The organism is Aeromonas sp. ASNIH2 (genome assembly GCF_002934795.1).
Lineage (GTDB): Bacteria > Pseudomonadota > Gammaproteobacteria > Enterobacterales > Aeromonadaceae > Aeromonas > Aeromonas caviae.
The window spans coordinates 2,784,565-2,797,313 of record NZ_CP026406.1 but is presented as its reverse complement, the minus strand read 5'-3'; the positions used below and the strand labels follow the sequence as shown (position 1 = coordinate 2,797,313).

General features: G+C 62.4%; 12 protein-coding genes, 1 tRNA gene and 1 pseudogene. 3 read left to right on the top strand and 11 right to left on the bottom strand.

From position 1 onward, the window contains the following. Positions 1–8: 8 nt before the first annotated feature. The 5 genes from deoA to C3F36_RS13270 form a co-directional block, all read right to left on the bottom strand. Positions 9–1,340 (bottom strand): thymidine phosphorylase, encoded by a 1,332-nt coding sequence (deoA, locus tag C3F36_RS13290; RefSeq protein WP_041210927.1) that lies wholly within the window; start codon positions 1,338–1,340, stop codon positions 9–11. A gap of 82 nt (positions 1,341–1,422) precedes the next feature. Next, entirely contained in the window at positions 1,423–2,196 is a 774-nt protein-coding gene (deoC, locus tag C3F36_RS13285) for a deoxyribose-phosphate aldolase (protein WP_039039946.1), read from the bottom strand. A gap of 387 nt (positions 2,197–2,583) precedes the next feature. Further along, entirely contained in the window at positions 2,584–2,754 is a 171-nt protein-coding gene (locus tag C3F36_RS13280; protein WP_010673027.1) for a XapX domain-containing protein, read from the bottom strand. 123 nt (positions 2,755–2,877) lie between these two features. Further along, entirely contained in the window at positions 2,878–4,152 is a 1,275-nt protein-coding gene (locus tag C3F36_RS13275) for a NupC/NupG family nucleoside CNT transporter (protein WP_010673026.1), read from the bottom strand. 213 nt (positions 4,153–4,365) lie between these two features. Next, complete coding sequence (locus C3F36_RS13270) at positions 4,366–5,154, bottom strand: TatD family hydrolase (RefSeq protein ID WP_104455217.1); 789 nt, start codon at positions 5,152–5,154, stop codon at positions 4,366–4,368. 40 nt (positions 5,155–5,194) lie between these two features. On the opposite strand from C3F36_RS13270, the pseudogene tppF reads away from it, so the two are divergent. After that, positions 5,195–5,809, top strand: a pseudogene (tppF, locus tag C3F36_RS13265) (type IVa pilus pseudopilin TppF). Here tppF and C3F36_RS23610 read toward each other — a convergent pair. The 4 genes from C3F36_RS23610 to amt all read right to left on the bottom strand — a co-directional run bounded on the left by C3F36_RS23610 (position 5,778) and on the right by amt (position 9,663). Further along, positions 5,778–5,948, bottom strand: coding sequence for a DUF5363 family protein (locus C3F36_RS23610; RefSeq protein ID WP_164882078.1), 171 nt, complete (start codon positions 5,946–5,948; stop codon positions 5,778–5,780). The pseudogene tppF and the gene C3F36_RS23610 overlap by 32 nt on opposite strands. Before the next feature lie 81 nt (positions 5,949–6,029). Then, complete coding sequence (locus C3F36_RS13260; RefSeq protein WP_199769718.1) at positions 6,030–6,539, bottom strand: GNAT family N-acetyltransferase; 510 nt, start codon at positions 6,537–6,539, stop codon at positions 6,030–6,032. Positions 6,540–6,651: 112 nt separating this feature from the next. After that, entirely contained in the window at positions 6,652–8,004 is a 1,353-nt protein-coding gene (gene rlmD, locus C3F36_RS13255) for a 23S rRNA (uracil(1939)-C(5))-methyltransferase RlmD (RefSeq protein ID WP_104455215.1), read from the bottom strand. Between the two features lie 231 nt (positions 8,005–8,235). Continuing rightward, positions 8,236–9,663: an ammonium transporter gene (gene amt / locus C3F36_RS13250; RefSeq protein WP_010673021.1), complete on the bottom strand. Its 1,428-nt coding sequence runs from the start codon at positions 9,661–9,663 to the stop codon at positions 8,236–8,238. A gap of 533 nt (positions 9,664–10,196) precedes the next feature. Between amt and C3F36_RS13245 the strand changes: the two genes are divergently transcribed. Continuing rightward, entirely contained in the window at positions 10,197–10,565 is a 369-nt protein-coding gene (locus C3F36_RS13245; protein ID WP_104455214.1) for a VOC family protein, read from the top strand. Positions 10,566–10,774: 209 nt separating this feature from the next. Here the strand turns inward: C3F36_RS13245 and C3F36_RS13235 are convergent. Next, a tRNA-Leu gene (locus tag C3F36_RS13235) sits at positions 10,775–10,859 on the bottom strand. A 143-nt stretch (positions 10,860–11,002) separates the two neighbouring features. On the opposite strand from C3F36_RS13235, the gene C3F36_RS13230 reads away from it, so the two are divergent. Further along, positions 11,003–11,515, top strand: coding sequence for an RDD family protein (locus C3F36_RS13230; RefSeq protein WP_161470421.1), 513 nt, complete (start codon positions 11,003–11,005; stop codon positions 11,513–11,515). 144 nt (positions 11,516–11,659) lie between these two features. On the opposite strand, the gene lptG is transcribed toward C3F36_RS13230, so the two are convergent. Further along, the gene (lptG, locus tag C3F36_RS13225) at positions 11,660–12,730 is read right to left on the bottom strand and encodes an LPS export ABC transporter permease LptG (RefSeq protein WP_041210919.1); all 1,071 of its coding nucleotides are present in this window, start codon (positions 12,728–12,730) and stop codon (positions 11,660–11,662) included. Between the last annotated feature and the right edge of the window lie 19 nt (positions 12,731–12,749).

The window sequence follows — 12,749 nt, the reverse complement described above, 5'->3', positions numbered from 1 at the left end:
TCCCCTTGTTACAAATCAGCCAGACCGATGCGACGGTAAACCTCGGGCAGCGCCTCTGGTCGGGTGTCGCCGATCTTCACGGCAGCCTGCACCATGCGGGCAGCCTCGGCAAATTGAGCTTCTGTCTGAGCGTGGATCAGGGCGAGCGGCTTGTCAGCATCGACGCTCTGACCCAGGCGGATAAAGTCGGTCAGACCGACCGCATAATCGAGTTTGTCGGCGGCGGCGCGGCGACCACCGCCCATGGCGACCACGGCCAGGCCCAGTTCACGGGTGTCCATGGCGGTGACGAATCCGCTGTGGGCCGCGTAGACGGGGCGCACGATGGCGGCTTTGGGCAGGTAGGCGTCGTAGCGCTCCATGAAGTCGGCGGGACCACCGAGGCCGGTCACCATGCGCCCGAAGATCTCGGCTGCCTTGCCGTTGTCCAGCACCGCTTGCAACCTGGTGCGGGCATCGCCGTCATCGCTGGCAAGACCGGCGGAGATCAGCATCTCGGCGCACAGGGCCATGGTCACTTCGTGGATGCGCGGGTTGCGATACTCACCGGTCAGGTAGCGCACCGCTTCGCGCACTTCCACGGCGTTGCCGGCGCTGGAGGCCAGCACCTGGTTCATGTCGGTCAGGAGTGCAGAGGTGCGGCAGCCGGCACCGTTGGCCACGGCGACGATGCTCCTGGCAAGCTCTTCAGAGGCTTCAAAGGTCGGCATGAAGGCGCCGGAGCCCACTTTCACATCCATCACCAGCGCTTCCAGCCCGGAGGCGAGCTTCTTGGAGAGGATGGAGCCGGTGATCATGGCAATGGACTCGACGGTGGCGGTGATATCCCGTACCGCGTAGATACGCTTGTCGGCCGGTGCGAGATCGCCGGTCTGGCCGATGATGGCGACCCCCGCCTCTTTCACCACTTTCAGGAAGCGATCGTTGTCGACCGAGGTCTGGTAGCCGGGGATGGCATCCAGCTTGTCCAGGGTACCGCCGGTGTGGCCGAGACCACGGCCGGAGATCATGGGCACGAAACCGCCGCACGCAGCGACCATGGGGCCCAGCATCAGGGAGACAACGTCACCCACGCCGCCGGTGGAGTGCTTGTCGACGATGGGGCCGCCCAGGTTGAGGTGGTCCCAGGTCAATACCATGCCGGAGTCGCGCATGGCGCAGGTCAGGGCAACCCGCTCATCCATGGTCATGTCCTTGAAGTAGACCGCCATCGCCAGGGCCGCAATTTGCCCCTCGCCGATGGTGTTGTTGGTTATGCCCTGGACGAAGAATTGAATCTCTTGGGTACTGAGCGCTTCACCGTTGCGCTTCTTGCGAATAATTTCTTGAGGCAAAAACATCTTTCATTCCCTCCGTGCATCACGCACGAACACAGACCGAACCAGATCCGAAAGGGGGCGGCGCACCGCCCCCTGCCACCGCTTAGTAACCGCTGGTATTGGCAGGCTTGTCGCCATGCCCCAGGGTCGCCAGCAGGCTGGCCAGCAGGCTGGAGGCGCCGAAGCGGAAGGTGCGGGCGGATACCCAGTCCTTGCCCAGGATCTCTTCGGCCATGGCCAGGTACTGACCCGCCACGGCGGCGTCTTTCACGCCACCGGCCGGCTTGAAGCCCACTTTCGGGTTCTTGGCCTTGATCACTTCCATCATGATGCGGGCAGCTTCCGGGGTCGCGTTCACCGGCACCTTGCCGGTGGAGGTCTTGATGAAATCGGCACCGGCGTCTATGGAGATCTCGGAGGCGCGACGGATCAGCGCCTCTTCCTTCAACTCGCCGGTCTCGATGATCACTTTCAGCAGTACCTTGGCGCCGCAGGCTTCCTTACATGCTTTGACCAGATCGAAGCCGACCTGTTCATTGCCGGCCATGAAGGCACGGTACGGGAAGACCACGTCCACCTCGTCGGCACCGTAGGCCACGGCGGCGCGGGTCTCGGCCACGGCGATCTCGATGTCGTCGTTGCCGTGGGGGAAGTTGGTCACGGTCGCGATGCGCACGTCGGCGGCGCCGATGTCACGCAGGGTCTTGCGCGCGATGGGGATGAAACGGGGGTAGATGCAGACGGCGGCGGTCAGGCCGGCCGGAGACTTGGCCTTGTGGCACAGGTCGATCACCTTCTGATCGGTGTCGTCATCGTTCAGGGTGGTCAGGTCCATCAGGTTCAGGGCGCGTTGGGCGGCCACTTTCAGATCAGTCATGCTATGTCTCCAAAGTCTTGTTAAGCCCCATCACCCGCGATCGGCTTCACCGAACACCAAGGGTCGGCAGAGACGTTCCCGGAGCAACGGGATATGGAATTGCAGCGCAAATGCACAGGCAATACGGCTGCAAATAAGGCAAGAGCCCTGTCACTTTCTTACAAAAGTGCGGACTTGGTTCCATGAAGACTTGAGAAAGGCCGACTACGCAGACCCGACTTCCCAATCAATTCCATTTGACCGCCAACACCCGGATTCACCGGGCATTAGTCAATGCCAGCACCCTGCTGGCATCGCCTATTTCAGCCGAGATACCCCGTGTTTGCAAGCCGGATTTGCCAATTTCAGAGGTACCTCACACCCGGCAAATCCAGCGCTGGAAGGCGCTTAAGAGAAGAAGCGGGTCAGGATCCAGGAGTAGGCAATGCCCCCCAGATAGACCCCCACGATCCCCATGACGCCGGAGAGGACGGGCGGCGCCGGTATCGGCAACTTGAGGAAAGAAAACAACACCCCAACGATAAAGCCGGCCGCCATAGCCAGTAGCACTTCATTCATAGAACCTCCGATTTGACTCACTTTATTATTAGTCTTGACAGGAAAACGGTTGTCACCACCCCAAACGAGAACGCCACAGCAAATCGCTGTGGCGTTCGTCTTTATCCTGTCAGTCAGGCGATGTTACATGCCGGACAGCGCCAGGAAGAAGCCTGCGATGGTCGCAGACATCAGGTTGGACAGGGAACCTGCCAGCACGGCCTTCAGACCGAACTTGGCGATGGTGCCGCGACGGTTCGGTGCCATGGAGCCCAGACCACCCAGCAGGATGGCGACGGAGGACAGGTTGGCGAAGCCGCACAGGGCGAAGGAGATGATCGCCTTGGTGTGCTCGGACATGGCCACACCGTTGATCAGCACTTCATCCTTCAGGTAGGGAGCGAAGTTCAGGTAGGCCACGAACTCGTTGACCACCAGCTTCTGACCGATAAAGGAACCGGCCACGACCGCTTCGCTCCAGGGCACGCCGATCAGGAAGGCCAGCGGGGAGAACAGCCAGCCCAGCAGCAGCTCCAGGGAGAGTTGCGGGTAACCGAACCAGCCGCCCACACCGGAGAAGATGCCGTTGATCATGGCGATGAGGCCGATGAAGGCCAGCAGCATGGCACCCACGTTCAGGGCCAGTTGCAGACCGGCGGAGGCACCGGCGGCAGCGGCGTCGATCACGTTGGCCGGCTTGTCGTCCAGCTCACCTTCTGCGGTGTTCTCGTCGTAGCTCGGGGTCTCGGTTTCCGGTACCAGCAGCTTGGCGAACAGCAGACCACCCGGGGCAGCCATGAAGGAGGCGGCGATCAGGTATTCCATCTTGACGCCCATGGAGGCGTAACCGGCCAGCACGGAGCCGGCAACGGAAGCCAGACCACCACACATGACGGCAAACAGCTCGGAGTCGGTCATCTTGGAGATGAAGGGACGTACCACCAGCGGGGCTTCGGTCTGACCGACGAAGATGTTGGCAGTGGCGGAGAGGGATTCGGTACGGGAGGTGCCCAGCACCTTCTGCAGACCGCCGCCCAGCAGCTTGATCACCCACTGCATGATGCCGAGGTAGTAGAGTACCGCGATCAGGGAAGAGAAGAAGATGATGACGGGCAGGACGCGGAAGGCGAAGACGAAGCCACCGCCACCGAATACTTCGAACATCTTGTTGCCAACCAGACCACCGAACAGGAATTCGATGCCGTTCTGGCCATAACCGATGACGCTGGAGACGGCGTCGGACACGCCCACCAGGATGTCACGACCGACCGGCACGTAGAGCACGAAGGCCCCCAGACCGGCCTGGATGGCAAAGGCGCCACCTACGGTACGAATTTTGATTGCCTTGCGGTTGCTGGAGAACAGCACCGCAATAAGGATGAGCGTCGCCATCCCTACCAGACCCATTATCAGATTCATTATTAACACTTCCTCTTTAGTAGCACCTGCCAGCTTGTTAACGATTTGTGTATTGAAGCCGCTAATCAAGGGTGCGCATTATACTAATTACGGTGCGACAAAATAGAATACTGGTCACATTTTATAAGCCACAAACGGCCTGAACATCGTTTAATTAGACCGCAAACGATTTTTATGGGCCCTGTTTTTTATCACTCGGTCATCATTTGATGATCAAATGTTAATTTCATGATTTCCCGGGGGGAACAGCCGCCGGGTGGAGTCATGTAACACCGAAATAACATCCTCCAGCGATTGCTGCCGCAATTGTGCCAACAAGCGGGCTATGGTCGGCAGGCTGGCCGGCGTGTTCACCTCCCCCTGCTGGCCCTGCAGCGGCATGTCGGGAGCGTCGGTTTCCAGCAGCAAGGCCTCCAGCGGCATCTGGCGTATCGCCTCCCGGGTCTTGTTGGCCCGCTCATAGCTGATGACCCCCCCGATCCCCAGCCTGAAACCCAGTTGCCAGAACACCTCCGCCTGATGCAGGGAGCCGCTGAAGGCATGAATGACCCCCCCTTGTGGCGGAGTGAAGCGCCGCAGGATCTTGGCGACCGTGTCGTTGGCACGCACCGAGTGGACGATGAGGGGCAGCGCATGCGCCATGGCCAGCCGCACCTGCGCCTCGAACATCTCGACCTGCCCCCCCTGCGGCACATGGGAGCGCAGATCCAGCCCGCACTCCCCCACGGCCACCAGCCCACGGGGCCGACTCGCCAGCAGGGTCTCCAGCCGGGTCAGTGCATCCCGGGGCTGCTTGCCCACATACCAGGGATGGATCCCCAGGCCATAGCGGATGTCGTCGTGGCGCTCGGCCAGCGCCATCACCCGCCCCCAGTTTTCCTCTCCCACGGCGGGGATGATATACTCGCCCACCCCCAGCTGGCGCCACCGGGTCAGCAGCGCCTCCCTATCGGCGTCAAAGACCGGAAAATCGAGGTGGCAGTGGGTGTCTATCAATTCCATGTCGCGCTTACCTGTCTGTCGTACTCAATGGGTTCATTCCATGCCAACACACGTTTCCCGAGGCTTTACCCTGATAGAACTGGTGCTGGTCATCATCGTGCTGGGGATCCTGGCCGTGACCGCCCAGCCCCGCTTCATCAACATCCAGGACGACGGGCTCAAGAGCAGCGTCTCGGCCACGGCGGGCAGCTTTGCCAGTGCCGCCCGGCTCGCCCACGCCGGCTGGGCGGTCAAGGTGAAGGGGGAGCCCCTGGCACTCTACAACTTTAGCGGCATGGGCAGGCAGGATCTCGACATCAACAGCCATGGCTGGCCGGTTGGCACCAAGGAGGACTAGGGAGGTCAGGGGCCCGATACCGTCTTCCCCGGTGGCGACAGCGATCAGATCTCCGTCAGCAGCCGGGACGACTGCGAGAGCCTGTTTGGCGCCCTGCTCGATACCGATCTGACGGTGGCCGATGAGTTGCACCAGGATTCGGACAGTGACTACATCTCCCGGCTCATCCCGGCAGACGCTCAGGCTGACGGCGCCCTTCGTCACGACAACTGCCGCTATACCCTGCGCAGCTCCGTGGGCCGCTTCCCGGCATACCCCGACGGGCTCTCGTTCGACTACAACAGCGTCACTGGCGCCGTGACCCGCCAGTTCCAGTGAGGTCGTCGCCCTTCTCCGGGCGCTTCTCGTCTTCATCATGGCGTACCGGCGCGCAGCAGCGCCGGTTCTCCGGTGTGAGTCCCCACTCCTGGCACCAGGCATCGTAGCGAGCCAGCCAACGCAGCAATATCCCCTTCATGGGCGCCTCCTTGTCTTGATGGTTTCCCCACAAGCCTGCCCCAATCCAGCGCCCCAGACCAGCATCTCGGGGCCAGCGGCGTCATGGCCTGTCCAGCGGCAGCAGCAGCCCCATGGAAATCTCGTCCACATAGCCCTCGTCCAGCCGATAGGCCTGCCGTCTCACCCCTTCCTCCACGAACCCGCACTTGCGATACAAGGCGTGGGCCACCTCGTTGTGGGCCATCACTCCCAGCTCCAGCCGGTGGATACCGAGATCCCTCGCGGTCGCGATCAGGGTACGCAGCAACCGTTCCCCCCATCCCTGCCCGCGCGCCCCCGAACGCAGCCCCATCACCACCAGGGCGCAGTGGCGGTTGCGTGCCAGGCCGCCACCAAGGAGCGCGGCAAACCCTTGTACCTCCCCCGCCAGCTCCAGCAGCCACATGGCCTGATTGGGGGCCGCGGCCATGGCCTCGAGCCGCCTGCGCTGCCCCTCGATGTCCGAGGGGCGCTCTCCCGCTTCATACAGCATGAAGCGGGTCTCCCTGTCCAGTTGCCCGAAGAAGCTGTCCAGCGCCGCCGCATCCTCCACCCCTGCCATACGAATCATCACGCCGACCTCCCTGCCTGGTGGTTCTGCCGACCACGACCATAAAAAAAACGACTCCCTCAGGAGTCGTTTTTATCAGAGCCATCTGGCTAACGCCACGCCCTCGGCCCGATCAGGCTTTCGCTGGCAGGCTCAGGCGAGCAACGGCTTCCACGTGCATGGAGTGCGGGAACATGTCCACCGGCTGCACCTCGTCCAGCACGAAGCCCTGCTTGACCAGCCAGGCGAGATCACGGGCCAGGGTCTGGGGGTTGCAGGAGACATAGACCAGACGGCGCGGCGCCATGGCCACCAGGGTCTGCAATACCGCCTTGTCACAGCCCTTGCGGGGCGGATCCATCACCACCACGTCGGCACTCACCCCGTCGGCATGCAGGGCAGGCATCAGCTGCTCCGCCTTGCCCACGTGGAACTCGGTCTGCTCGATGCCGTTGAGGGCCGCATTGCGACGGGCGTCGCTGATGGCGCTCTCCACCGACTCGATCCCCACCACCTTGGCGGCCTTGCCTGCCAGGAACAGGGAGATGGTGCCGATGCCGCAATAGATGTCGAACACCGTCTCGCTGCCGGTCAGCTCGCAATACTCCAGCGCCTTGGAGTAGAGCACGTCGGTCTGGCTCGGGTTGTTCTGGAAGAAGGAGAGGGGCGAGATCTCGAATTCGAGCTCGTGGATCTTGTCGCGGATCACCCCGCTGCCCAGCAGCACCCGGTTCTTGTCACCCAGGATGCGGTTGGTGCGCGCCTCGTTGATGTTCTGCACCAGAGTAGTGACCGGCAGATCCGCCAGGGCCACCAGCAGCTCGGCTTCGAACGGCAGCGCTTCGCCCAGGGTCACCAGCACCACCATCAGCTCGCCGCTCTTGAAGCCCTTGCGGGTCATCAGGTTGCGCACGCAGCCGGTGTGGGCCACCTCGTCATAGGCCGCGATGTCGTGCTCGCGCATCCAGTTGCGTACCCGGGCATTGAGCTCCACGTGCAGGGAGTCCTGCACCGCGCAGTCATCGGCGGTGATGAGGTCATGGGAGTGCTTGCGGTAGAAGCCGATCTCGGCGCCCGCCTCGCTGCCACGCACCGCGTACTGGGCCTTGTTGCGGTAGGCAAACGGCGTCTCCATGCCGAGGATGGGGTTGACCACGGCCTCACCCAGCCCGACCTGCTCCAGTGCGCTCTGCACCAGGCTCTGCTTGAGGGCAAGCTGGGCCGGATAGGCCAGCGGGCGCACCTGGCAGCCACCACATTCGGTGTTGGGGCAAAAATCGGCCACCCGATCGGCAGAGGGCTGGGTCAACTCGACCAGCTTGCCGTGCAGGTAGTTCGGTTTGACCTCGGTCAACTCGACCAGCGCCTGCTCACCGGGCAGCAGACCCTCGACAAACAGGGGGCGATCGAACAGGCGACCCTTGCCATCCCCCTTGTCGGTCAGTTCCAGAATATCGATCTGATGTTGGTGTCCCACTAACGGCATGAGCGGCTCCGAAGGCATGAAAGAGAGGGTGACGACGGGGCAGACCCGGCGACCCCGAATAAAGGGTGGCAGAGTTTAGCGGAGATCCGCCCAAAATGCAGGCATAAAAGACCCTGCAAACACAAATAGCGACCCCGGCCACCAGCGGCCCGGTCCGGGCAGCCTAGCCAGCCCGCCCCAATAAAAAAACCGCCGGACGGGGCCGGCGGTATGACATTCATGGCAGCAGGATCAATGGCTGTAGGCTTTCTCGCCGTGGCTGGTCACGTCCAACCCTTCGCGCTCGGCATCTTCCTTCACCCGCAGACCGATCAGCAGGTCCACCAGCTTGTAGGCCACGGCCGAGACCAGGGCGGTCCAGACCACTGTCACCCCCACGCCGATGACCTGTACCTTGACCTGGGCCAGGATGGAGTATCCCTCGGCCACCTGGTTGGTCACATAGTCCCACACCCCGGTGCCGCCCAGATCCGGGCTGGCGAACACCCCGGTCAGCACGGCACCCAGGATCCCGCACACCCCGTGCAGGCCGAACACGTCCAGGCTGTCATCGGCCCCCAGCAGACGCTTGAGACCGTGCACGCCCCACAGACCGGCCACACCGCTGAGCAGGCCGATGATGAGGGCCCCCCCCACACCGACGAAACCGGCGGCAGGGGTGATGGCGACCAGGCCCGCCACCGCACCGGAGACAGCGCCAAGCAGGGAGGGACGGCCCTTCATCGCCCACTCGGCGAAGGTCCAGGAGAGGGCGGCAGCGGCCGGTGCGATCCAGGTGTTGGCGAAGGCCAGGGCCGCCGTGCCGTTGGCTTCGAGGGAGGAGCCGGCGTTGAAGCCGAACCAGCCGAACCACAGCAGGGCGGCCCCGATCATGGTCATGGTCAGGCTGTGGGGGGTCATGGGGTCACGGCCATAGCCAACCCGTTTGCCCACCATGAAGGCCCCAACCAGACCGGCCACCGCGGCGTTGATGTGCACCACGGTGCCGCCGGCGAAGTCCAGAGCGCCGTGCTGGAACAGATAGCCTGCGGTGGCACCGGCCGCTTCGGCGGCGGCCGCATCCGTGTAGGCATCCGGACCCGCCCAGTACCACACCATGTGCGCCATCGGGATATAGGCGAAGGTGAACCAGATCACCGCGAACAGCAGCACCGCCGAGAACTTCATCCGCTCGGCAAAGCCGCCGACGATGAGCCCGCAGGTGATGGCGGCAAAGGCACCCTGGAACACCACGTAGATGAACTCGCTGATCCCGACCCCCTTGCTGAAGGTGGCGGCGATGGAATCCGGCGTCACCCCCATCAACAGCACCTTGTCGAAGGAGCCGTAGAAGGCGCCGCCCTCGGTGAAGGCCAGGGAGTAGCCGTAGACCACCCAGAGGACGGTGATGAGGCAGAACAGGGTGAACACCTGCATCAGCACGCTCAGCATGTTCTTGGCGCGCACCAGGCCGCCGTAGAAGAGGGCGAGGCCCGGCACGGACATCAGGATCACCAGGGCCGCCGCCACCATCAGCCAGGTATTGTCCCCCTTGTTGATGGTCACGGTCGCGGCCGCCTGTACCACATCGGCCTGCGCGGCCACCTCTTCGGCCCAGCCCGGGGCGGCCATGGTGGCGGCCAGCGCCAGCAGGCCAGTCATTACGAGTCTCTTGAACATACAGCCCTCTCCTTGTCGTCCCGGCATCCGGGTCCATTTCCTGATATGCATTTCCAACCTGGCCACCTGCCCACCGCACCTGTGTGGCTCACGGAGACATCATGGCGACATGACATGGGGAAAGCATAAAGCAGGCCAAGAAAAATAATCCTTTTATTTCATTGATTTATGTTTTTATCACATTCAACACGCACCATCTTGGCGCACGATGCCCGGTTACAGGGGGAAAATCGCACTTTGGCTGTGCATTGCCGGGAAAATGCACCAGGATGACCCAATCGCCTCACAATGACAGGGCGAACCCGTGGTGATGTCACCCTGGCAGGCTTATCTATCCCGCTAAGGTATTTATGAAATAAATGAAATGGGCCATACCATGGTGAAATCAAATGAGGCTGACGGCCAATATCCCCCCACCCGAGGGGCACAAGCACGATAAGAGTGCAAACTCGTGCCATTCGTCTGGCTTGCCCCGAAATGCCCGGTCATACTGGCAAGCCATCTTCCCCTGTTCCCAGCGCCGCGAGGAGCCCATGCCCAATCTCAACGTGACCGAAATCAAGGCCTTCGTGCCTGCCCGGGATTTCACGCTGTCAAAGCAGTTCTATCAGGATCTCGGCTTTACCCTGGCCTCCGATGGCGACGGCGTGGCCTATTTTCATCTCGGCAACGCAAGCTTCCTGCTGCAGGATGGCAACCCCCCGGGGCTGGCCGAGCAGCTCATGATGCACCTCCTGGTGGAGGACGTGGCCGCCTGGCGGGCCCAAGTGGAGGCGAGCCAGATCGCCGCCCGCTACGGCGTCCGGGTCACGGAGCTCGTCACCCAGCCGTGGCGCATGAAGGAATTCTGTCTGTACGATCCCGCCGGCGTGCTGTGGCGCATCGCACAGAACATCGACTGAGGGGATGGCAGTCCGAGAGGCTGATGGCCTGAGAGCCTGTGGGTCTGAAGGTCTGAAGGTCTGAAGGTCTGAAGGTCTGAAGGTCTGAAGGTCTGAAGGTCTGAAGGTCTGAAGGTCTGAAGGTCTGAAGGTCTGAGGGTACACCTCTTCGCACCGCCCGGAAAAACAAAAGGCCATCCGCGAGGATGGCCTTTTGTCATGGAATCTGATGGTGCCCGGGGTCGGACTCGAACCGACACGTATTGCTACGGCGGATTTTGAATCCGCTGCGTCTACCGATTTCGCCACCCGGGCAGCTGCGAGGGATTATACGAATGGCGCTTGGCCATGCAAGGTGTTTTTCTTGCGCCCACCGTTGTTTGCTCATTTATTCAACGCCTTGCCGATGCCAAGCCAGTTACATAGAATGCCCGCATCATATTAATGGAATAATCATCATGGCCAAGCGCAAGACCCCCTCCCCTCTCCAGCCTGCTCCCCGGCATCCGTCTGCCGGTCTGCTGCGCCGTCTCGGCGCCCTGCTCTATGACTATCTGGTGGTGATTGCCCTGCTGATCATCGCCGGCTTCATCGGCATGGGGGTGGCCCACCTGCTGCTGGCCACCGGCATGGCGCACGTTCCCGAGGGCAAGGATGCCGCCTGGCTGCTCACCAGCCCCCTCTACAGCGCCTGGCTGGCCTTCGTCATCTGCGGTTTCTACACCTGGTTCTGGGTCCGCGCCGGCCAGACCATTGGCATGCGGGCCTGGCGCCTGCGCATCCAGAACCTGGACGGCAGCAACATTCGCGTCACCCAGGCCCTGATCCGGCTCGCCACCTCGGCCTTTGGCCTGGGCAACCTGCTGTGTGTGTTCAATCGCGCCCGCCCCCGCGCCTTCCAGGACATCTGGGCCGAGTGCGAGGTGGTGGTGCTCGGCAAGGCGGAAAACCTGGAGCAGCTCAATCGCTGATCCCAAGGCGGCAACGAAAAAGGGCACCCAGAGGTGCCCTTTTTGCTGACCAGAACTGACTGCTTGCAGCCCAGAACCTTGACGGAAACGGTGCATCGAGAGCAATGGCCGCCTTTTGTCAGCAGCCCGCCGTCCTTCAGGCCGCTACTGCTTGCGGCTCAGGATATAGAAGGAGATGCCGCCAAACAGCAGGCTGGGTGCGATGGCCGCGAGGATGGGCGGGACCGCATAGACCAGGCTGACCGGGCCGAACACCCTGTCGCTCACATAGACCGCGAAGCCGGTCATGATCCCCATCAGCATCCGCGCCCCCATGCTCACCGAGCGCAGCGGGCCGAAGATGAAGGAGGAGGCGAGCAGTATCATGGCCACCACGGAGAGCGGTGAGAGCAGCTTGCGCCACATCTCCAGCTTGTAGCGTCCGGCATCCTGCTTGTTGGCATCCAGATAACCGATGTAGTCCCGCAGCCCCGAGATGGGCAGGTTCTCGGGATCGATGCTGACCACCCCGAGCTGCTTGGGGGTCAGCTCGGATTGCCAGGCCATCTGGGCATGCTGTTCGTCCTGGATCCGGGTGGGATCGTCAAACCGGGTGATGTGCACCTGTTTCAGCAGCCAGTGGTGATCCTCAAACACCCCCTCCTTCGCCTGCACCACGTCGATCAGATTGCGGGACGGAGTGAAGCGGTAGAGGGTGATGCCGGTCAGGGCGCCATCGTTGCGCACCCCGTTGATGTTGACGAAGTTGTTGCCATCCCGTGCCCAGACCCCGTAGGCCGAGACCGTGAGTCTCCCTTCCGACATGGCCCCCGCCTTGATGTCATCCGCCATCCGCTTGGCGGCCGGTGCGACGTACTCGCCCATCAGCCCCACCAGCAGCATCAGGGGAATGGCGGTCTTGAGCGCCGCCATGACGATGCTGATCTTGGAGCGTCCCGCCGCCTGCATCACCACCAGCTCGGAGCTGGTCGCGAGCTGGCCCAGACCGATGAGGCCACCGAGCAGGGCCGCCAGGGGGAAGAAGAGCACCGCCTCCTTGGGCATGGAGAGCAGCACGTAGTAGAGGGCGTTGAGCATGTCGTAGTTGCCTTCCCCGACCGCCTTCAACTGCTCCACGTACTTGATGAGCGCGGCCAGCCCGACCAGGGTCAGCTCGCACAGCAGGATCGACATGAAGATGACCCTGCCTATGTATCTATCGAGAATGCCGAACATCAGCAGAGACTCCCAGGTT